The sequence below is a fragment of the Eubacterium oxidoreducens genome (genome assembly GCF_900104415.1).
In the GTDB taxonomy this organism is placed as follows: Bacteria; Bacillota; Clostridia; order Lachnospirales; family Lachnospiraceae; genus Eubacterium_C; species Eubacterium_C oxidoreducens.
The window spans coordinates 112,119-131,065 of the sequence record NZ_FMXR01000004.1; the positions used below are offsets into that span (position 1 = coordinate 112,119).

The following is an 18,947-nucleotide window of genomic DNA, read 5'->3' on the forward strand; positions in this document are numbered from 1 at the left end:
TCTAATGGAGGTATCGACATGAAGAGTGCATGTGCAAGTGAAGCCAGTATGAAGATGGCTTTTATTAATCTAATTCCAGCAATTATCTATGCTGCAGTTATTACTGGGCAGTTTATGAAAAACTTTTCAGGAGGTTTTAGAATTGGAGCAGGAATTGTATTTGTGATAGTTTACATGGCATTAACATTAATTCCATATGTATCTTTTGTAGTTGGAATCGCAAGTACAATTATGTATGTGGGACTACTGTGGGCGCTTTGTGATAAGGTGGGAACTACCGCAATCCGAATTATTTTGAAGGTAATTATTGCAGGATTTGTTGGTTTACTGGAACTTAGCATAGCAGTTAACATGACGATGAAAAACTAATATAAGAAGGGCTCAAATGTAATAATAGACACTTCATTTATGAAGTGCCTTGATTACTAACTTACAGCTCCTTCTAGTGATGTCAAGGTAGAAGCAAAGCGAGCCTTTACATTACTGGAAGGGGCTGTTTCTATATGCGGAATTCATAGTAAAATCGAGGTTTCTTTGGTATAATACAATACGTATTTCAAAAAAAGAAAAGGAGAGTGCTTATCCTATGGATAATTTAGAATTAAACGTAGAAGATCAGGTAACAGAAGAAGTAGTTGAAGAGACATCTCCTATTTCACTTTTACCTTTTGAAGAAGAAAACGTAGACTTTGATACTTTCTGTAAGTCGGATTTCAGAGTCGTGAAGGTTAAGGACTGTGTTGCAGTACCTAAGAGCAAAAAGTTGCTTCAGTTCACTTTAGATGACGGAACAGGAACAGATAGAACGATTCTTTCTGGTGTTCATGCATTTTATGAACCTGAAGAACTTGTTGGAAAGACATTACTTGCTATTGTAAATCTTCCACCTAGAAGCATGATGGGAATTGATTCTTGTGGAATGCTTATGTCAGCAATTCATGAAGAAAACGGAGAAGAGAAATTAAATCTCGTTATGCTTAATGATGCAATTCCAGCTGGTGCAAAGCTTGAATAAAAGAATATGAAAAGCTGTAAGGCGCGTTGGAGAAATCTGATGTGCCTTATTTATCTTATAGACTAAGAATAAAGTTTTGATATAATATAAGAGTAGAACTTTGCGTTATTTTCATACGCAATTTTATCTAGGGAATTAGTAACATGATATATTTTGACAGTTTGCCATTATCAGAAGACATTTTGGCAGCATTATCAGAATTGAAAATTGAATATGTATTCCAGCCAATATTTTATCCAGATGGAAAGACAATATATGCGTACGAAGCATTGATGCGTCCACACGATAAGGATGTTACGGAGCTGATTGCCGAGTATCAGGAACAGGATAAGCTTCATATACTTGAGGTGGCAACTTTATTTGGAGCAACTCAGGCATATTTTATGAGAGGCTATAAGGAAATTCTTTCGATAAATACATTTCCGTGTGAGATATTTACAGAGGAAGAAGTAAATGCTTATATTGAATACTTTGGTGATGATAAGAATGCAATGATTTTGGAAACGTTAGAGTATCCATATTTGTCGATTGATATTGCTAAAGCAAAAAGAAAAATAGCGGATATTAATGATAACCAGATTGCTATTGATGATTTTGGAACTGGACTTAATACTATGGATGTAGTTAACGCTGCTAATCCAGATATTGTAAAGATTGATAGAACATTACTTACTGATATCGATAAGGATAAGTTCAGACAGATTCGTATTAAAGAAATGATTGATACATTCCATGCGAAGAAAATGAATGTAGTAGCAGAAGGAATAGAAACTGAGGCTGAGTTTAACACTATGAAAGAGCTTGGTGCAGATTTTTTCCAGGGTTATTACTTAGGAATGCCAGAATAGGGAGTCTCTAGTAGTGCTAGAGGCTCTTTTTTTGATTGAAAGTATTCGCAACAACGAATATAATTAAAAATAGGTACATTGTGTCTAAATGGAGGATAAATGATGGATTACATGACAACTGCAGAGTTTGCCGAAAAATGGCATATATCACAGAGACGAGTAGCAATATATTGTAAAGAAGGACGTATTGAGGGCGCTGTACTTATTGGAAGAATGTGGATGATTCCCAAGAATACAGAAAAGCCGGACGATCCGAGAAGAGTCCGTAAAATGGGACATAGTGACAAGTGAAATTATTCAAGGATTATTGAAGAAAAATGTAAAGGGGAATAAGCGATGGCTATTCCAAAGATTGAAGCTATTAACAGATGGCTAGAAAGACTAAACAAAATAGATGATGGGATGTTAAAAAATGACAGAAATAAAATATGATGATAATTTGAAATTGATTTGTAGTTACGGTGATGGTTTGAACTATCAAGAGGTACTTGATGATTTTGAAAATGCAAAAAAAGTAAGAATTGTAACATATAATATTTCTAAAAAGACTAATGATGGATCAAATTTAAAAAGGCTTATGGACTTACCTGAAGGAACTGATATACAGATCATAACCAATATTCCGAATCATTGGGATACATATTTCAAGGGGGCTGCACAGAAGTATCGTGACTCGCTAGAATTATACTTGGGAAAATTAAATCCAGAACTGTACAATGCAAATAATTTTGTGGGATTTAAATTTGATAACCACGCAAAATTAATCGGAACAGATAATATATTATATATAGGTTCTGCTAATTATTCTGACGAAAGTGCCAGAAATGAAGAGATGGGATTTATAACTACCGACAAGGATTTTATTGAGAAAGTATATAAAGAAATATTTGAAACTACAAAGATTGCATCTGAGCCATACTTCGATGATCCTTATAATGCATTAAGACTATTTATTGTTGGATTTGAAGTAAAGTATAAAGTTTATATAAAGCTGCTAGAAGAAGGAACTATACATGTAGGTGAAGAAGGAGTTTTTGTAACAGATGGGACTAACTTAAGTACAGAGACTTTGGTTGATTTATATAATGACTTTGATATTATACAGGATATTGAGAATGTAGTGGATGACTTATATGATGAGGAAAACGAAGATGAATATAATGACTTATATTCGTTTATTAACGAATTAAAAGAACTAGATTTATCTGATGTTCAAGATTCTCTTTTAGAAGATGGAAATATTTATAATCTCATTGTTTTCGATGATGTAGAAAGGGCAAACGAAATTCTTCAGAATGAATATGCCTCAGAAGCGTGGGATGAGAATTTAGACCGATATGTTGAAATAGCAATGCAGGATGCTCATGAAGAATTAAGTGAACTAAAGTTGAATGCGGAGTATGATTTAATTGCCTTGTATAAAACACTAGTTTCTGCTAAATCAATCTTTAGCAGAATGCATGATTATCTTTTAAGTATAGCTTCAGAGCATGTAAATACTAGTTTAGATAATACATGAAAATGTTTTTTTATTGAAAGGTGGGATTTAGTCACTTGTGGTCACGATGACCACAAGTGACTTTTTTCGATTATCACTCTGTTTTCTTTAATAGCTGTGATATGTTATTCAATTCTTCGGAGATAACAAAAAATAGATTTTGTTGTTCCTCTTCAAATTGTTCTGAAGTTTGTAGGGCGGAGCAAATCGTTCGTAAACCATCAAGCTTCCAATTAGCTAAAGTTAAATTATCATTGTTATTATTGGCTGCATTCATTGTGAGTATCCTCCTTTCAAATTTAGAATATCACACGATTTAATAAGTGTTAGTGATAATACAATGGGGTCATAGGGATCTCCCTTACGCAGATGCCCTGGGCAGATGGTATGCCGATGCAAGTCACTTGTGGTCACGATGACCACAGGTGACTTTCTTTGTTTTCGAAGAAAATAAAGTGTGCATGAAGGCGAATCCTGCTAATACCAAAATCGTTGTAGTGTAAAAATATAAAAAATGGTACGAAGTGGTCATGTATATAGTGAAGAATGGCATAAACCCCAGTAAAATCAATGGTTTGGGGTGTGTACGATGCATTCGTACTTAATGTTTAAGTCAGGTGAAAGCCTGGCTTATTTTTTTGAATAAATTTCTGCAGATTTGAGACTAAGTTTTTCTATATGACTTTTGAAAGCAATCAATAAAGTTCTTGTGGTCACTGTGACCACAAGTCTAGAAAGGAGGAAAAATGGATAGCAAGTTACTAAAGCATATTGGTGATTATGAAGAAATCTATCGGTTTGTGGTGAAGGAAAGTCATACGCCAGAAGAGATAAGAAATCATCTAGCATCACTAGGCGTTAAAAAGCAAACGATTACATCACAGATTGGAGCTGTAACAAACACCAATCCGGGCATGTTTCGAATGAATGGAGAATTCTTAACTGTGGATTCTGCAAAGGCTAGAGAAATAGTATCAGAGATGAATGACCTTTTTTCACCGCTAACACATATCAAAGCTGAAGAATACACAGAGCTTGAAAAACTTAGAAGTGAAAACGAAGAGCTTAAAAAGGCGTTAGTGGATGCTAAGAAAAAGGCGGCAGCTAAAAACAAATCTAGTAAGAAAGTAAAGCCTCAGGTTTTATTAATAGACACTGTTCAGGCAGAAAAGGTAGAAGAAATCAGAGATGGTATTTTTATGAAATCTGTTCCTGCAAAGGTGGATCAGGATTCCTACCTGAATAAGTATGGTGTTTTAAGAGAAGCTTTTTATAAGGAACTCCCAGATGAAAAGGAGTTAAATCAAAGAAACTATCAGCGTAAGACTTTAAAAACAGTGTTTTCACCCAAATGGTTTGTTAGGCGGTTTCAGGAGCTGAAGAATCTGAAAAATGTAAATCCAAAGAAAGAGCTTTCCGTGAAAGACAAGATTAGTTCAAGTCTTCATGTTTCAGAGGAAGAAGCAAGTAAGCAGATAAGTTATTTAGAGGGCAGAGCAATTTCGGTACAGGAAATTCTGAATGATAATAGCTTAACTAATCAGGAAAAGCTTGCTTTATATGCATTCAATTCACCATATAGAAATACAGATTTGGAACGATTGCTTAATTATGTAGGCGATGAGTGTCCAGATGCTAATTGGCTGATTGCATTGTTAGAATCCCCAGACATTGGAAATAATTATGAGAATGTAAAGAACCTCATAAGACAGTGCGCAAAGGCAAGTGAATGGAAAATGAAACAGCGTTTAGCAGAGGAGTTGATATCTGGGGATTGGTATATCACAGCTGTATATAATGGGGAACCCACAAAGTTCCAGTTAGTTCCTATTGATGATATTCGTTTAATTCAGTCAGATCTCGGTATTGAGAGAAGTAATACGAGTTTCGTGATAACGGGTAAACAGAAAAAAGAGTGTGGCGCCAAAGCTGACAAGAAGGAATTGGAACCTCTTAAAAAAGGAAGTTTTGTACCTACATATGAAATGAACCCAGATGGTAATGAAGAAGAGGAGTCGTAATGGGAAATAGTAAAAGGTTAACGCTGTCATTATCCCCAGAAGACTACGAGGCTTTTGAATCTACAAGAGGAAAGTTAGGGCTGGAACGTGCGCAGTATATCAAGCATTTAATGGCAGTGAACAAAGAATTCAAACCACCGGCAATACGAGACAGAGAAATCATAAAGTGAATGGCTGATGTTGAAAGAGATATCAAAATCATTGCAATGAAGCCGAGTGTCACAGATGAAGAAAAGTTGATTTTGTTGGCAAAGCTGGATGATTTGAAAAAGAAAATAGTAAGTTAGGTCACTTGTGGTCATCGTGACCACAAGTTGAAAAGGAGAAGTAAATGAACGAATTAGTAGCAGTTTATAGTAACCAGATTACATGTAAGCAGTGTTTGAAGGAATTAATCGAATTTGCGATTGAAGACGAGGAAACAGCTTGTGATGAAAAAGGAAAGCTGGTTGCTTTTATAGAAAACAATAAGGTAAAGAGATTACCAATGGCTCAGTTAGTTAAGGAAATGATGCCGGCTGATGGAATGGTTAAGGATGCAGATTATCTATATACCATTACAGCATATGAATGGGAGGATACTTGTCCAATTGCTGAATTTAACTTTGGAGTGCTAGATGCAATGCATCTGTATAAAGGGCATAAAGTGGTTTTATCTGTGCATAAAACAGAAGAAGCGATTTATGTTCATACATTTGTTAAAAGAGAGCAGGGGGCAGAGTGGAACATACCAAATGGTATGCCACGATTTAGAGCAGTATATCAGGCGGTTCCAAATGCTGTAATCGAATACTGCGAGGCTATGGATTATCTCATGTATTAGGAGGTTAATAAATGGATAGAAGCGAGAAGATGAAGGATATACAGGAAAAGCTTGAGAATGGAGTTAGAGATATTTTCTCTTCTGACAAGTATAAGGAGTATATCCAGACGATGTCGAAGTTTAAGTCCTATAGCATTAACAATTGCATCTTAATTGCAAGTCAGAGACCAGATGCGACTTATGTTTGCGGGTTTAAAAAATGAAATGAATTTGGGCGTGCAGTAAAAAAGGGTAGTCATGGGATCATGATTATTGCGCCAATGAGATTTAAGACAAATGTGAAGGAGCAGGTGTTTGATGAGCAGAATCATCCAGTAAAGGGCGAAGATGGAAAGCCACTTACAGAGGAGGTTGTTCGTGAATACCAGACATTCAGACCGGCATATGTATTTGATTATTCAGACACAGATGGAAAGCCACTTCCAACACTGGCAACAATGCTAGATGAGAATGTGGATTCATTTGAGACATTAAAAGAGGTGCTGATTAAAGTAAGTCCTGTTCCGATTACATTTGAAGAAATTCAGTCTGCAGCAAATGGATACTTTAGCCCAAGTGAAATGAGAATTGTTGTGAAGGAAGGCTTGCCGGAGCTCCAGACAATTAAAACTATGATCCATGAGATTGGACATGCATCTCTTGGACATGGTGGCAAAGAAGACAAATGGGATAGAGAAACAAAAGAGGTACAGGCTGAGTCAGTTGCATATTGGGTATCTCAGATGATTGGGTTAGATACTTCGGATTATTCCTTTGGTTATATCAGTGGATGGAGTAAGGACAAGAAGGTGTCAGAGCTGAAGGATAACTTAGAAATTATTAAGAAGACAGCTGATGAGATTTCAAGTGCGATAGAGGCAGAGTTAACAAAACGCCAGGAGAAGAAGCAGGAGCCAACTTTTGAGATTTATCAGCTGAATGAGAAGGCAAACAGAGAGTTATCCTTCAGTTCATATTCTGTGTTGGAAAAGCTTGGTGTGAGAGTCGATCCATCTAATTATGACTTAATTTATTCAGCCCCACTCAAAGAATCAGATACATTGGATTCCATTTATGAAACATTCAATATCAATCACCCTGATGATTTTAAGGGTCACTCATTAAGTGTAAGTGACATTGTAGTGCTTCATAAGGATGAGAAGGATGAAGCGTGGTATGTGGATTCATTTGGATTCCATGAGGCACCAGACTTTTTAAGTGAGGAACCTATCGTGACGAAGCTTAATCCGGAAGCAAAGATTTCATATTACTACGCAGAGAATATGGAGTTTGAAACATTGGGTTACAGCAAAGATGGTTTGACCTTGGAGGAAGCTTTCAAATTATTTGATAGTTATCAGCATGGTGGTATTGGGTTTGAATTACAGGATGGTTCTGACTATGAGGGTAAATATGAATTAATGTCGGGTGGTCATATGCATGAAGACTTGATCAACATGATTGAGTATTATCGACAGAATCCGCTAGTGCAGAAAGCAATTAAAGACTGTAGAGCAGAATTGAATAAACGCGTAGAAATAGATCAGCAGATAGCTGACAGACCGCACAGAGGAAAAAGTAGATAAAAAGTGAAATATTTCTGCAGATTACTTTTGGGATATGTCTATAGGAAAGATGTAGCAAGTAGTCCAGCACAAAACAAGGAGGAAAAGAATTATGGATTACATTTTAGAAAATGCTCTTGTTGTTACAGAGAAGAGCAAAGACAGTACAAACATTCTTAAGGTGTATGCGGATCGCATCGTCTTAGCAAAGAATGAAAACGAGAAGGAGGAAAAGAAAAATGCTTAGTTTTACTGAATTTCAGGAACAGGTTACTGAGGAAATTAAGAATCATTTGCCAGAGCAGTACGCAAACGCAGACGTAGTAATTAACACAGTAACAAAGAACAATGGTATGAAGCTTCAGGCTTTATCAGTAAGACCGGAAGGTAAGGTGGTAACACCAAACATTTATCTTGAAGGCTTCTATGAGAAGTACCAGGGAGGCGCTGACCTTGATGAAGTGGTTGGCAACATCGCAAAGGTAACTAGCGATCATATGGAAGGACCGGAGTTTGCTGAGAATATTGCAGCTGGCTTTATGAACTTTGAGTTCATTAAAGATCGTGTAATTATGACTGTAGTTAATACAGAGAAGAACCGTGAGATGCTTGAGCATACTCCACATACTGAAAAGGAAGACCTTTCCTTTATTTATAAGGTACTTGTTGGAGATCCTGAGGAAGACGGAATGGCTACCATCACAATTAAAGACGAGCATATGAAGTATTGGGATGCTACGGTGGAAGATCTTCACCAGTATGCAGTAAAGAACAGTCAGGAAAAGCTTCCTGCCAAGCTTCAGACAATGAACGAAATCATGAGAGATATGCTTGGTAGAGACGGTGTTCCAGAGGAGGTAATTGATTCTATGATGGATAGTATGCCGCCGGAAAATCAGATGTACGTCATTTCAAATTCTAATAGTGTAAATGGCGCAACAGCTATTTTCTATAGTGATGTATTAGATGAATTATCAAAGAAGCTTGGTGGAAAGGACTTATATATCTTACCATCGTCAGTGCATGAGGTAATCGCTATAAGTCAGGATATGGGAACTCCTGAGATGCTTGCCAATATGGTACAGGAAGTAAACGGAAATGAAGTGTCACCTGAAGAGCAGCTTTCAGATCATGTGTATAAGTATGATGCGAAGTCTAAGGACATCACATTAGCTGATACAACAATCGAGGAGCTTAAGAAGAATCAGAAGGACACTGAAGTTCAGGAAGCAAGTAGACCTAGACGTCATCGCTAAGGAGGGATTTAGTTATGGAAGTAACAGACATTAGACTCAGCTTATCTAATCGAGAAGGGGGAACCAAGGCATTTGGTAGTTTCTCGTTAGATGGAGCGTTTGCAGTCAGAGGAATTCGAGTGATGGAGGATAAAAACGGAAAGAACTTCGTTGCATTCCCGTCTAGAATGAAGAGTGATGGTTCCTATGAGGACATTGCTTTTCCTCTTAGTAAGGAGCTTTACCACAAGATTGATGATGCCATTGTTGCGGAATATCAGAAGGTAAAGGAAGAAAAGCAGGAGCAGTCAGAAGACCAGGCAGTTGAGCAGGAACAGGCTGCAGCACAGGAAGCTTCTAAGAAGAGAGGCAGAAGCAAGTAGGAAGGAGGTTGAGTAGCTGGCTAGGCGAAAGCCTAGCCGGTGAATAAATATGGAGATTACAGATGTTAGGCTGACAAAGAAGGCTGGAGAAGATAGATTAGAAGCCTACGGAAGCATCACACTTGATGGAGATTTTGTTATTAATGGAATCAAAGTGATGAGATCAAAAGAGGGCAATCTATATGTTAGCTATCCTTCTAGAAGAAATCAGCAGGGAGATTATAAGGATATTTGTTATCCTATGACACAGACTCTTCGAGAAGATATTCACATGAAAGTGATTTCTAAATTTGAGGAGTTATAGAAACTAGTAAATAGAGTTACGGATTGTTACAAATTGTTACCCATGTAAAGGCTGCCTGAGGGCAGCTTTTCTTGGTATGGAGGGAATATGGGAAGTGGAATTATCGCAAAGATTAAACATATAAAAGATGGAAGTATGAATCGTAGTGGTGTGAAGAACATGTCTACATCCCTTGCATACATTATGAATAAAGAAAAATGTGATATGAAACTGAGTAATATTACTGAGGGACAGGTGGTTAGAGAGGTCAATTACGTTTTGAATGATATAAAAACTGTCGAAGGCTTATACATAGGTTGTCGGCAGATCTCTGATATCAAGTTTGCTGTTGAAGAAATGATGCAGGTGAAGGAATTTTATGGAAAGACCGGAGGGCGTGTGGCGCTTCATTTAATTATTTCTCTGAATGAAGAAGAATCTGGTATAGAGAATGCAGGCAATTTAATGAACTTAGCAGATGATCTTATGAATGAATTGCTTCCAGAGAATCAGGCTGTATATGCAGTTCACACGAATACAGATAATCTGCATATTCATGTGTTGGTTAATACAGTTGGATTAGATGGAAGAAAAATACATATGGATAATGACTACCTTACATTGAAATTACATCCCGCAGTTAACAAGTTGGCAAGGCGGTATGGATTTACTCCTAATATAGAGTGGGAAAGGGAGTTAGAAGCTGAAAAGCTATCAATCGTAGAGAGGAAAATTAAGCTCAGGAACTTAATTGATCATGCAATAGAAAATAGTACAGATTTGGATATGTGTGTTCATTATTTAAGGGAAAGCGGATGTGTTGTAAATATAGGTCAGTATATGTCGCTTAGAACAGCTGAAATGTCAAAGGCAATGAGGTCATATAATTTGGGAAATAATTATACCCTAGATGCAATAAAAGAACGTATCTCTAACAGACTTGAGCCATTTGAATTGGCTGAAGTTAAAAATCATGTATCAACAATTACTGGAAGAGATGTAGTGAGCTATACTCCGAATGTCATAAAAAAATATAAAGATATGACTGAAAAGGAGAAGAGAGAAGCTATACATATGTTGAAGCTAGGGAGAAATCCTTGGTTAACTAAGATTCATGGAAATTTTGCAATGAGGCAGGCTTCAGAGGAGATGGCAAGACTGTCTTTGGTGCATGAGATTGTAACTACCTATTCAACAACAAATAACCCAGAAGCTGCAAAAAGAGAAATCGTAGAACGAAAGAAGGAACTTGGAACAGAGATTAAATCCGTAAAGAAATTACTTTCGAAGTATAAGCCACAGATTGCAATTTATAAAGAAATGCAGTTGATTACGAAAAAAGCGTATCTATATGAATTTGCAGATTTGAAGGAATATCAGTTGGAATATGAGCGTTATCAGGAATTAGAAAAACGCTTAGAGGACGGATATGGTAAAACGATAGCGGAAGTTGCCGAGTATGCAGAAGACTTAAATAACCAGCTTATTTACGCTCAGGCTCAGGTAAAGGAATTATCAAATCAGTATAAAGCGATTCTCTCATTTCAGGGTAGAGGAAATGAAGTAGAGCGAAATGATGAAATAAATTTATTTACAGCAATCGGACATTCAGAAGCAAAGAATGAAGCTTTTTTGTATAACCTTCTTAAGACACGACAGGTATATCTTACATCAAAAGATAATAAGGAGTGTTATATCAGGGTTTTAACCTTGCCGGCAGTAATCAATGGACGAAATTCTGTATCAACAACAGTAACCGTGATGAGTAAAGAGGGAGTTGAGATTGAGGAATTTTCGTCAGAAGAGATGACTGCAAAGGAATTTAACCAGAGAATAAAAGACATTCGTAGAGACTACGGAGTGAGAAGCTGTATTGTGAATGATAATGAAAATGCAGCTAAAAATGAATTGAATAAAGAAAGTAAGAAGAAAGTTAGATAATTTCTGCAGATATGCCCATAGCGATTCCTATATGCATTGTAAAGGAGGTCGTTATGGGCAATTTATTTTATACAAAAGAATCCAAAGTCCCATTGAAACTTGAGTCAGATATTTATCATACAGAGTCTTTGTATCAGGATGAAGAGCTAAATAAAAGATTCTTGCAGTTAAAAGCGAATGTATGTGATCTGAATCAGGCACTCGTTAAAAAGTGTATCACTGGAACAGAACAGGATTTCATCATGCTTATGGATAGAGCGAAAGACTATGTTGTTTGTAACTTTGGAGATATCACTGATGAGGATGTTCAAAAGCTGTTAGAGATGTTCAGACAGTGTGTCTTTGGATATTACATTCTTACTCCGTTGATAGAGGCTAAGGATGTATCAGATATTAAGGTGCTGAATTATAACCACATAGTCGTAAAAGCAAATGGAGAACGATATCTTACGGATATCAGTTTCTTTGATGAGAATGACTATAAGAATTGGTTTGAAAGAATCCTTAGAATCCATCGATTAGGCAGGGCTGAAGAATTTGCACTTGGTCATTGTACTGATCGAAAAGGCGTAGAGAAGTTCTATTTGAGAATTGATGTGCAGCTTTCTTATGTGACATCAACAGAAAAGAACAATATCCATATTCGAAAGATGCCTAAGACAAAGCTGTCTTGGGATTACTTAAAGGAAAACAACATGCTTGATGACGAGATGATTGAGTACTTAAAGGACAGGATATCTGCTGGATATGGATTCTTAATTTCGGGTCGTGGTGGTTCGGGTAAATCTACATTGCTTAATAACATGATAGATTTAATCCCATTTAATCAGTCTGTTTTAGTCTCACAGGAGTCAGATGAGCTGTATTCCAATGTTCATCCTCAGATCCAGTTTGAGCACACAATGACAGTAAGAAAGCATGATGTGGTAACGGATTTTTCATTGGAAGATGAGCTTAGACTTGGTCTTTTGCAGGATATTGATAATTTCATCATCGGTGAAATCAAGGGTGGTGAGGCATTATATGTATTCACCACAGCGATGAGTACCGGAGCAAGGTTCTTTGGAACGATTCATTCAAACGATGCAGCTAGTTCGGTAACAAGACTAGCTCAGTGCGCAAGATATGTATCTGATTATTCAATGGAGACATTGGAAGAGATGCTTACATGTATGCCCTTTGTATTAATCCATATGAGCCACTTCTCAATCGATGAAATTTTAGAAGTAGATGGCTGGGATGAGAAGAGATCCAGACTGAACTTTCGGTCTGTATTTAAGAAGGAGGACGAAGCGTAATGAATTGGTTAATGCTTGTTATGGCAGTTGTTACAGCAATATTTTTGATAGTTTCCTTTGTCCAGGATATCAAGGAAAGAACAGTCTTTTCCTTTCCCTGTTTAGTCCTAATTGATGCTTGGGCAATAGTTTTGTGGAATGTTGTTAGTTACAGGAAAGCAGAGGTTATCTGCTTTCTTGTAGTACATTCCGTTTTATTCATTTTAATGAAGGTATTTAAGGTATGGGGAGATGGAGATAGTGATATGTTCCTTCTTTTTGCAAATATATGTCTAGTATGTGTTCCAGCCTCAAATATCATAGCACTTGCTATTACAGAGTGCTTATTACTGATAGCTTCAATAGCAATATCAATCGGTATCGGTGCTATTGAGTATCGATGTAGGAAAAGGAAGTTTGCATTGTCAGGAGATATGGCAGTGATACCAGGATTTTCAATAGTTTTGATAGTTGTCATGGCAATTTATGTCATTGGGAGGTTTATGTAATGAACGATGAATTAGTTTTGATTAGAAGAATGATGAACTCGATGGAGGACATCATAAATGCAACACCAGGAGAGAGATTCACTATCACAGATGGGGATACTCTAGTTATTTTACAGAGACGCATGGAGGCTTCGGATCTGAAGAATGCGCTTGGTGAATATAATCAGGTCTTTATGAAAAATGAAGGTGCTGAGATTGATGATATTGCAAAGAGTGCAGTTGCGATGGTTAAGGTAAGAACGCTCGTAGAAGCTGAGACAGAGAACTTTAATGCTAGATTAACTAGACAGTTAATAAAAGAGTATAAAGCTCAGATTTCTAGGGTTATTAATATCATTAAGCTTTCAAAAATCAACGCAATGAGTGCAGCCGATTATGAGAAAGAGGCAATCGAGATCACAGCAGCTAAGAATGAAGCATTTCTTGATCGCTTTGAAAAGGAAATTGTTGACTTGGAAAAGCAGATCGAGAGAATGCCACAGGTTGAGGAAGAAGAAAAGCCAGAGAAAAAAGAAGTAAAGAACGTAGCAAAACCGGAAGTGAAAAGAACATCTCTTGTAGATCACATGAAGTCGGTGGTGGAGAAGAAAAAGAATCAGAAGGATATTGGCGAAGAGCTTCGAATGGTTGAGGCAAAGAGTTCAAAGACAAAGTGTGTTGAGATTCCGTTCTATGACAAGACTTTATATTTTAATGAGTGTCACCCATGCAAGGATATGCCGGAATACTCTTTGATGAAGAGAAAGAATGATATCTTTTTTGGCTTAACGAGAAATATTTCAGCAAAATCATATAACAACAGTGATCACAGTCTTTTGGAGCTTACAAAAGCTACAGAAGATTTTTGCCAGTATATGACAGAAGACCTCCTGTCTGGGGAATATTGTCTCTTACCTTATAGAGAAATTGATAAGGCTTCATTGGCTATGTACTTTGATTTTGTGTCAGTTTGCTTTGGTGAATACATTGGGAAAACACTTAGCATTCAGGAGTATTTGAAGTTTAAGGAGTACTACAATCGAATTCTAATGGAGATGTTTCACCTTGAAGCTGGATTTAAAGCAAAGTACTATCAGGCATTAATGTTGGCGGATCGCTATATGGATTATATGTCTGGATATGATTTGGAAATTCCGGACGATCGAGAACAGATTGTAGAGAATCTTATTGATAAGAATGGTCATAGATATATTAGAGACTTGGATCTAATTCGTGAGAATCATGTAATATCAATGGATTCGATTGATGATATTCATAACCTTATTATTGAGATTAATGGATTCATTAAGGAAGAAGAACCTCAGGTGGGTACAGAAGATACTTGGAATGAGACGATTGATGTTCCTATTAAGATTCAGATTGTAGGTGAGGATGGAGCCATTGAAGACGAGGCAACTTTCACTGGTACGAATCTGTTATCAGCGGTGTCAGGATATATGAAACAGTCGGCATATATTAAGAAGTTAGGGGTAATCATTGATGGTAAAGAAGAATACTTATTCATAGCAAGGAATGGTTTGGTGCCTGTAGCATTGCTTAATCCTGAGGATGAAGGAGAAGTGTTACGAGGTTATGAGAAGAGTATTTTGAGAACGATGATTCATTTAACAGGGGAGGATAAGTAATGAGGAGAAAATGTTTAATTGTAGCATTGGCTGCAATCACGCTTCTTGGGACCATTTCTGGTTGCGGAAAGAAGGAGAGTAAAGAAGCAATCAAAGTCAGTGAAGACAATCCAATCACTACAGAGTGTGAAAACTACTTTGCAAAAGCTAATCATATCTCAGTGAGCGTTGTGAAAAGAACCGAGACAAATGATTTAGATGGTAATAGCAGTATGACCTACGAGAAGTATGTTACTTCGGATATTAACCTGAAAGATAAGACAGATTCTACCTTTGATTCAACAGAAGCTTTAGCAAGTGGTGAATTAATAGAAGATAAGATTAAGGAGTTAAGTTTTAAGGAAGTCTTTGGATTTGATTATAAGGGGAGGTCTGCAGATGGGATATTCAATGAACTAATGGAATCTAATGGGATGGATACAAACCTTAAGGATGTAACTTTTGATGATGAAACGTATGATGCAAATGGAAGAAAACTATATGTATTAAATGGTGAATCGAGTGTTCTTAAGTCGTTGCTTAAAGACACGAAGTACGATGAACTTAAGTCATCTAAAGTCTACTATCAGACTATGAAGACAGAAGCTGGCGTGGAGATCCCAGAGAATGTAACCGCAGTAGTAGAGTATCGAATAGGGGACGTTACTTACAAAAAGACGGTGTATATTGAGATAACAATTTATAGTGGAGAGGAGGAGTAGTATGAATATTAAGCAGAAGCTAGTTGGCGTCGTGATGTTAATGTTTTGTCTTTTTATTGCAAGTCCTATTACAGCATATGCAGATAATATCGGAGATACAGGAGGTACTGGACAGGGAAACATAGGTGGAAGCAATACTTATACATTTTATTATTATTACAGTGCCACAGATAATGCAATTGAATTGACTGTTGTAACAAAGAATCCGATTAAGAGTTTTGGAAATACAACTAGTCATACATATAGTAGCCCTGATGATGGAATAGTATTAAATACACAGAATCCAGTTTTAGGAAGATCTTTAGATGATGCATTAGCCGATTTAATTAGCCATGGAAATTATAATATGACGGTAGCTGAAGCAAAACAGCAGCTTGCAGCTATGGGTTATTATGATAAGGGAAATGGTGTTTGGAAATATAGTGGTGGCTATTTAACATATGTATCAGCTGTGAAGATAAGAAAAATTGAGCATACTGTAGAATATAATGCAAATGGAGGAACAGGTGCTCCGGCAAGTCAGACAAAGAAAGAGGGGCAGACATTAACACTAAGAAGTGGGAAGCCTACACGAAGGGGCTGGACCTTTAAGTATTGGGTGGCATCAATTGGTGGTCATTACTATCCTAGTGGTTCATATACGCATGACCAGGATGGTGGAAAGGTTACAATGAAGGCACATTGGGAAGATGAGACAAAGCCTACAGGTTGGATTGTTGCAAGACCTAATTCGTGGAGTGCAGGGAATGGAACTGTAACTGTAACTGCACAGGATGAGGGCTCTGGTCTTAGTAGTATTGTATTAGAGCGTTATTCAAGGGTGACGGGAACATGAACTACAGTTAAGACTTGGACATATAATGGAACAACTAATCTACAGACCAAGACATACACAGAAACAAATGAAGGTGTTTTTAAATACCGAATGACGGTAACAGACAAAAAGGGGAATTCTTGGTCGGCAACATCTGCATATATATACTTGGATCATAGTAATCCCGCGATTCATGGACTTGAAACAACGAATACGGATTGGACAAATAGAGCTCCGGTCATTAGTGTAAGCGGAACAGATTATCTTACAGGGACCAGTTATACTGGTTCTGGAATGTCGTCTATGGTTATTTATGATGATGTAGGACGAGAAGTCGCAAGAGGAAGTGGTAGCGTATCCTATACGCTCACATCTAGGTATGAAGGGATTCACACCTGGAAGATTGTTGCAACGGATAATGTTGATCATGCATCGACAGCTTATGTTACAACAAAGTATGATATTACGAAGCCTGGTATTGATGGAACTGAGATTACAAAAGTAATTCAGGGAATGACGGTGTCTGGATATTGTCAGGATAATGTTATAAATCAGCACACGGATGATGAAGCAAGAAGAAGCATAAATAATCCTAATGTGACATCTGGTCTTAGAAGTGTAATGCTTTATAAGGTTGTAGACGGTCATAGATATCCTATTTATTCAAGTACAACGAATGGAAGTTGGGCAAGTTCAGACACGCACTCATACTTTAATATCTATTATGATGATAATGTAGCTAGTGATTTACCAGAGTATTATGTGATTGCGGTTTCAGATCATGCTGGAAATATAACAGAAAAGAAGTTGACAACACAGCGATACTTGCTTACCACATTCCATACAAGTATTGATAGAAGCACTTATAATAAATAGAGCTTAAAGGGCGTTGCATTAGCAATGTCCTTTTTTCTGTATTGTGATAATATTTCTATATGGGGTAATGTAATAATGGAGGGTGAATATGGAGGAGAAGAAAAAGACAGTCCCAAGGTATCGTCAGATTATTGAAGACGAAGGACTAATGAAATATATGAGCAAAGTGGGCGTGACATCTCGTCAGAAGTATGTGCTGCGTTCATATATGAAAGGCATAAGTGAAGGACAACTAGCGAAGAAATATAATGTTGCAGTTAATACGATTCATGAAGATATCAGGAGCTATGTTGGTTCTGCAAGAAAGTATGTTGGAGATTCACCAGCACTAAGAAAAATCAAATGGTATGAGAGCGTAAAACCCGATGAGGACTTGATGAAGAATGTAATTTCGAACAAGAACACAAAACGGTATGCAACCTATGAAGCATTGATTGAGTCTACTCGTGTAGCAGCAAAGAAAGCAGATATGCTACTTGATGCAAAAAGGAAAAATCCAAAGAAAATCAAAGAGCTTGAGGGTTATATTAGAACAGCGCTTGAAACATCAGAAAAAATATTAGAAATGGTAGAAGAGGAAGATAAGGATCTCGAATGAGGTCCTTATTTTCATGCATGGGGTTGCACAAACACCGGCAAGGTGTTATTATATCAGTGCAGAGGGTTGAACAAACCTCTGCAAATAATGATATATAACAGGAGGATACACTATGAGAGTACAATTTTCAGTTAATGATGAAGAGTTAAAGAGACTAGAGAGTTATGCGAAAGAAGCTGGTTATCCTGATATCAGTTCATATTGTAAAGATGAGGTACTTAGACTTCGTACATATGCAGAACTTTGGGAAAAAGTAAAGAAACAAATTGCAACAAAAGAAAAGGATGCTGTGTTTACACTAGGGCAATTGGTAGATAATCCACCGGCAAATTTAGGTGTTAAACTTTATAATAATCAGGTGGAATTGGGCATAGAAGTTCTTGATAAGGACCGTAAAGGAGCGAATAGATATAAAAAGTTGTAGTCTAAAGCTTATTAGTCCCCTTAGGAGTCGGACAGGGAGCACGGGGATCGGAATGGTACACAAAACAAATATAAATAATGATGAAGGTCTGCGGATATTTTCCGTAGATCTTTTTTTGTTGTATTTTTGCAGATTGGCTGGAAGCGTTGCCTATATGAGATTTGTAACAAGCAAATAGATTAATGATGAAAAATAAATCTTCAGAAAAACTGCAGATGTAATTCGTCTGAGGTCTATATGCATTTTGTAAGGCGAGGTCCACTTACAAACTACAAATTTTTAATATCACAAGGAGGATAGGTTAATGAATAAGTTGGTAAGAAAGATGGATGGAGCAATTATCAGAGCAAAGAATTTTATGGCACAGAAGGTGGAAGGTTCTGACCAGATCATCATTATGTTCATCATTATTGCTGTTGCTGCTGGTATTGCAGGTCTTCTGTACATTTTCGGTACAAAGACATTACTTCCAAACTTCCAGAACAAGATTACAACACTCATTAATGGTTGGTTCGATCACAACTAATTAGGA

At 37.0% G+C, this 18,947-nt stretch carries 24 protein-coding genes and 1 pseudogene; 24 read left to right on the forward strand and 1 reads right to left on the reverse strand.

What is annotated here, in order from left to right:
• Positions 1-18: 18 nt before the first annotated feature.
• The 5 genes and pseudogenes from BLS20_RS00500 (at position 19) to BLS20_RS00520 (ending at position 3,382) form a co-directional block, all read left to right on the forward strand.
• A complete protein-coding gene (locus tag BLS20_RS00500; RefSeq protein ID WP_031558042.1) occupies positions 19-369 on the forward strand; it encodes a hypothetical protein in 351 nt (116 codons plus the stop codon).
• 295 nt (positions 370-664) lie between these two features.
• Positions 665-1,015: pseudogene (locus BLS20_RS00505) on the forward strand (hypothetical protein); the annotation flags it as partial.
• 143 nt (positions 1,016-1,158) lie between these two features.
• Positions 1,159-1,863: an EAL domain-containing protein gene (locus tag BLS20_RS00510; RefSeq protein WP_090170887.1), complete on the forward strand. Its 705-nt coding sequence runs from the start codon at positions 1,159-1,161 to the stop codon at positions 1,861-1,863.
• A 99-nt stretch (positions 1,864-1,962) separates the two neighbouring features.
• Positions 1,963-2,154, forward strand: a complete 192-nt coding sequence (locus tag BLS20_RS00515; protein ID WP_423230164.1) for a helix-turn-helix domain-containing protein — start codon at positions 1,963-1,965, stop codon at positions 2,152-2,154.
• 121 nt (positions 2,155-2,275) lie between these two features.
• Complete coding sequence (locus BLS20_RS00520; protein ID WP_090170893.1) at positions 2,276-3,382, forward strand: phospholipase D-like domain-containing protein; 1,107 nt, start codon at positions 2,276-2,278, stop codon at positions 3,380-3,382.
• Between the two features lie 73 nt (positions 3,383-3,455).
• On the opposite strand, the gene BLS20_RS00525 is transcribed toward BLS20_RS00520, so the two are convergent.
• The gene (locus tag BLS20_RS00525) at positions 3,456-3,638 is read right to left on the reverse strand and encodes a hypothetical protein (RefSeq protein WP_090170896.1); all 183 of its coding nucleotides are present in this window, start codon (positions 3,636-3,638) and stop codon (positions 3,456-3,458) included.
• Positions 3,639-4,107: 469 nt separating this feature from the next.
• Between BLS20_RS00525 and BLS20_RS00530 the strand changes: the two genes are divergently transcribed.
• The 19 genes from BLS20_RS00530 (at position 4,108) to BLS20_RS00610 (ending at position 18,941) form a co-directional block, all read left to right on the forward strand.
• On the forward strand, positions 4,108-5,382 hold the full coding sequence (locus BLS20_RS00530) for a hypothetical protein (protein WP_031558032.1): 1,275 nt from the start codon (positions 4,108-4,110) through the stop codon (positions 5,380-5,382).
• Positions 5,382-5,552 carry a hypothetical protein gene (locus BLS20_RS13600; RefSeq protein WP_159429341.1) on the forward strand — a complete coding sequence of 57 codons (171 nt, stop codon included), beginning with the start codon at positions 5,382-5,384 and terminating at the stop codon, positions 5,550-5,552. Before BLS20_RS00530 ends, BLS20_RS13600 begins: the two co-directional genes overlap by 1 nt.
• A 161-nt stretch (positions 5,553-5,713) precedes the next feature.
• Positions 5,714-6,205 (forward strand): hypothetical protein, encoded by a 492-nt coding sequence (locus tag BLS20_RS00535; RefSeq protein WP_090170899.1) that lies wholly within the window; start codon positions 5,714-5,716, stop codon positions 6,203-6,205.
• Positions 6,206-6,216: 11 nt separating this feature from the next.
• Positions 6,217-6,408 carry a hypothetical protein gene (locus tag BLS20_RS00540; RefSeq protein WP_051637233.1) on the forward strand — a complete coding sequence of 64 codons (192 nt, stop codon included), beginning with the start codon at positions 6,217-6,219 and terminating at the stop codon, positions 6,406-6,408.
• A gap of 57 nt (positions 6,409-6,465) precedes the next feature.
• On the forward strand, positions 6,466-7,770 hold the full coding sequence (locus BLS20_RS00545) for a YodL domain-containing protein (protein WP_176762217.1): 1,305 nt from the start codon (positions 6,466-6,468) through the stop codon (positions 7,768-7,770).
• Between the two features lie 91 nt (positions 7,771-7,861).
• The gene (locus BLS20_RS13985) at positions 7,862-7,996 is read left to right on the forward strand and encodes a hypothetical protein (RefSeq protein WP_278244483.1); all 135 of its coding nucleotides are present in this window, start codon (positions 7,862-7,864) and stop codon (positions 7,994-7,996) included.
• Complete coding sequence (locus tag BLS20_RS00550) at positions 7,989-9,005, forward strand: DUF5688 family protein (protein ID WP_090170905.1); 1,017 nt, start codon at positions 7,989-7,991, stop codon at positions 9,003-9,005. Before BLS20_RS13985 ends, BLS20_RS00550 begins: the two co-directional genes overlap by 8 nt.
• Positions 9,006-9,019: 14 nt before the next feature.
• Positions 9,020-9,367, forward strand: a complete 348-nt coding sequence (locus BLS20_RS00555) for a SpoVG family protein (RefSeq protein ID WP_051637231.1) — start codon at positions 9,020-9,022, stop codon at positions 9,365-9,367.
• Between the two features lie 49 nt (positions 9,368-9,416).
• Positions 9,417-9,671, forward strand: coding sequence for a SpoVG family protein (locus BLS20_RS00560; RefSeq protein ID WP_074717863.1), 255 nt, complete (start codon positions 9,417-9,419; stop codon positions 9,669-9,671).
• 87 nt (positions 9,672-9,758) lie between these two features.
• Positions 9,759-11,591, forward strand: coding sequence for a relaxase/mobilization nuclease domain-containing protein (locus tag BLS20_RS00565; protein ID WP_090170909.1), 1,833 nt, complete (start codon positions 9,759-9,761; stop codon positions 11,589-11,591).
• A gap of 53 nt (positions 11,592-11,644) precedes the next feature.
• Positions 11,645-12,889: an ATPase, T2SS/T4P/T4SS family gene (locus tag BLS20_RS00570; RefSeq protein WP_176762218.1), complete on the forward strand. Its 1,245-nt coding sequence runs from the start codon at positions 11,645-11,647 to the stop codon at positions 12,887-12,889.
• The gene (locus BLS20_RS00575; RefSeq protein ID WP_090170916.1) at positions 12,889-13,377 is read left to right on the forward strand and encodes a hypothetical protein; all 489 of its coding nucleotides are present in this window, start codon (positions 12,889-12,891) and stop codon (positions 13,375-13,377) included. Before BLS20_RS00570 ends, BLS20_RS00575 begins: the two co-directional genes overlap by 1 nt.
• A complete protein-coding gene (locus tag BLS20_RS00580; protein WP_090170921.1) occupies positions 13,377-15,002 on the forward strand; it encodes a hypothetical protein in 1,626 nt (541 codons plus the stop codon). The genes BLS20_RS00575 and BLS20_RS00580 overlap by 1 nt, the downstream gene beginning before the upstream one ends.
• The gene (locus tag BLS20_RS00585) at positions 15,002-15,703 is read left to right on the forward strand and encodes a hypothetical protein (protein ID WP_090170924.1); all 702 of its coding nucleotides are present in this window, start codon (positions 15,002-15,004) and stop codon (positions 15,701-15,703) included. The genes BLS20_RS00580 and BLS20_RS00585 overlap by 1 nt, the downstream gene beginning before the upstream one ends.
• Position 15,704: 1 nt before the next feature.
• Positions 15,705-16,538 (forward strand): InlB B-repeat-containing protein, encoded by an 834-nt coding sequence (locus tag BLS20_RS00590; protein WP_090170928.1) that lies wholly within the window; start codon positions 15,705-15,707, stop codon positions 16,536-16,538.
• Between the two features lie 90 nt (positions 16,539-16,628).
• Entirely contained in the window at positions 16,629-17,393 is a 765-nt protein-coding gene (locus BLS20_RS00595) for a hypothetical protein (RefSeq protein ID WP_090170931.1), read from the forward strand.
• A gap of 88 nt (positions 17,394-17,481) precedes the next feature.
• The gene (locus BLS20_RS00600) at positions 17,482-17,991 is read left to right on the forward strand and encodes a hypothetical protein (protein ID WP_090170933.1); all 510 of its coding nucleotides are present in this window, start codon (positions 17,482-17,484) and stop codon (positions 17,989-17,991) included.
• Between the two features lie 112 nt (positions 17,992-18,103).
• Positions 18,104-18,415, forward strand: a complete 312-nt coding sequence (locus tag BLS20_RS00605; RefSeq protein ID WP_090170936.1) for a hypothetical protein — start codon at positions 18,104-18,106, stop codon at positions 18,413-18,415.
• Positions 18,416-18,719: 304 nt separating this feature from the next.
• Complete coding sequence (locus BLS20_RS00610; protein WP_031558000.1) at positions 18,720-18,941, forward strand: hypothetical protein; 222 nt, start codon at positions 18,720-18,722, stop codon at positions 18,939-18,941.
• Positions 18,942-18,947 lie beyond the last annotated feature (6 nt).

Bases quoted from the DNA above. Each gene is read 5' to 3' on its own strand.
- BLS20_RS00500 (WP_031558042.1), top strand. From the start codon at position 19: ATGAAGAGTGCATGTGCAAGTGAAGCCAGTATGAAGATGGCTTTTATT.
- BLS20_RS00510 (WP_090170887.1), top strand. From the start codon at position 1,159: ATGATATATTTTGACAGTTTGCCATTATCAGAAGACATTTTGGCAGCA.
- BLS20_RS00515 (WP_423230164.1), top strand. From the start codon at position 1,963: ATGATGGATTACATGACAACTGCAGAGTTTGCCGAAAAATGGCATATA.
- BLS20_RS00520 (WP_090170893.1), top strand. From the start codon at position 2,276: ATGACAGAAATAAAATATGATGATAATTTGAAATTGATTTGTAGTTAC.
- BLS20_RS00525 (WP_090170896.1), bottom strand. From the start codon at position 3,638: ATGAATGCAGCCAATAATAACAATGATAATTTAACTTTAGCTAATTGG.
- BLS20_RS00530 (WP_031558032.1), top strand. From the start codon at position 4,108: ATGGATAGCAAGTTACTAAAGCATATTGGTGATTATGAAGAAATCTAT.
- BLS20_RS13600 (WP_159429341.1), top strand. From the start codon at position 5,382: ATGGGAAATAGTAAAAGGTTAACGCTGTCATTATCCCCAGAAGACTAC.
- BLS20_RS00535 (WP_090170899.1), top strand. From the start codon at position 5,714: ATGAACGAATTAGTAGCAGTTTATAGTAACCAGATTACATGTAAGCAG.
- BLS20_RS00540 (WP_051637233.1), top strand. From the start codon at position 6,217: ATGGATAGAAGCGAGAAGATGAAGGATATACAGGAAAAGCTTGAGAAT.
- BLS20_RS00545 (WP_176762217.1), top strand. From the start codon at position 6,466: ATGAGATTTAAGACAAATGTGAAGGAGCAGGTGTTTGATGAGCAGAAT.
- BLS20_RS13985 (WP_278244483.1), top strand. From the start codon at position 7,862: ATGGATTACATTTTAGAAAATGCTCTTGTTGTTACAGAGAAGAGCAAA.
- BLS20_RS00550 (WP_090170905.1), top strand. From the start codon at position 7,989: ATGCTTAGTTTTACTGAATTTCAGGAACAGGTTACTGAGGAAATTAAG.
- BLS20_RS00555 (WP_051637231.1), top strand. From the start codon at position 9,020: ATGGAAGTAACAGACATTAGACTCAGCTTATCTAATCGAGAAGGGGGA.
- BLS20_RS00560 (WP_074717863.1), top strand. From the start codon at position 9,417: ATGGAGATTACAGATGTTAGGCTGACAAAGAAGGCTGGAGAAGATAGA.
- BLS20_RS00565 (WP_090170909.1), top strand. From the start codon at position 9,759: ATGGGAAGTGGAATTATCGCAAAGATTAAACATATAAAAGATGGAAGT.
- BLS20_RS00570 (WP_176762218.1), top strand. From the start codon at position 11,645: ATGGGCAATTTATTTTATACAAAAGAATCCAAAGTCCCATTGAAACTT.
- BLS20_RS00575 (WP_090170916.1), top strand. From the start codon at position 12,889: ATGAATTGGTTAATGCTTGTTATGGCAGTTGTTACAGCAATATTTTTG.
- BLS20_RS00580 (WP_090170921.1), top strand. From the start codon at position 13,377: ATGAACGATGAATTAGTTTTGATTAGAAGAATGATGAACTCGATGGAG.
- BLS20_RS00585 (WP_090170924.1), top strand. From the start codon at position 15,002: ATGAGGAGAAAATGTTTAATTGTAGCATTGGCTGCAATCACGCTTCTT.
- BLS20_RS00590 (WP_090170928.1), top strand. From the start codon at position 15,705: ATGAATATTAAGCAGAAGCTAGTTGGCGTCGTGATGTTAATGTTTTGT.
- BLS20_RS00595 (WP_090170931.1), top strand. From the start codon at position 16,629: ATGACGGTAACAGACAAAAAGGGGAATTCTTGGTCGGCAACATCTGCA.
- BLS20_RS00600 (WP_090170933.1), top strand. From the start codon at position 17,482: ATGGAGGAGAAGAAAAAGACAGTCCCAAGGTATCGTCAGATTATTGAA.
- BLS20_RS00605 (WP_090170936.1), top strand. From the start codon at position 18,104: ATGAGAGTACAATTTTCAGTTAATGATGAAGAGTTAAAGAGACTAGAG.
- BLS20_RS00610 (WP_031558000.1), top strand. From the start codon at position 18,720: ATGAATAAGTTGGTAAGAAAGATGGATGGAGCAATTATCAGAGCAAAG.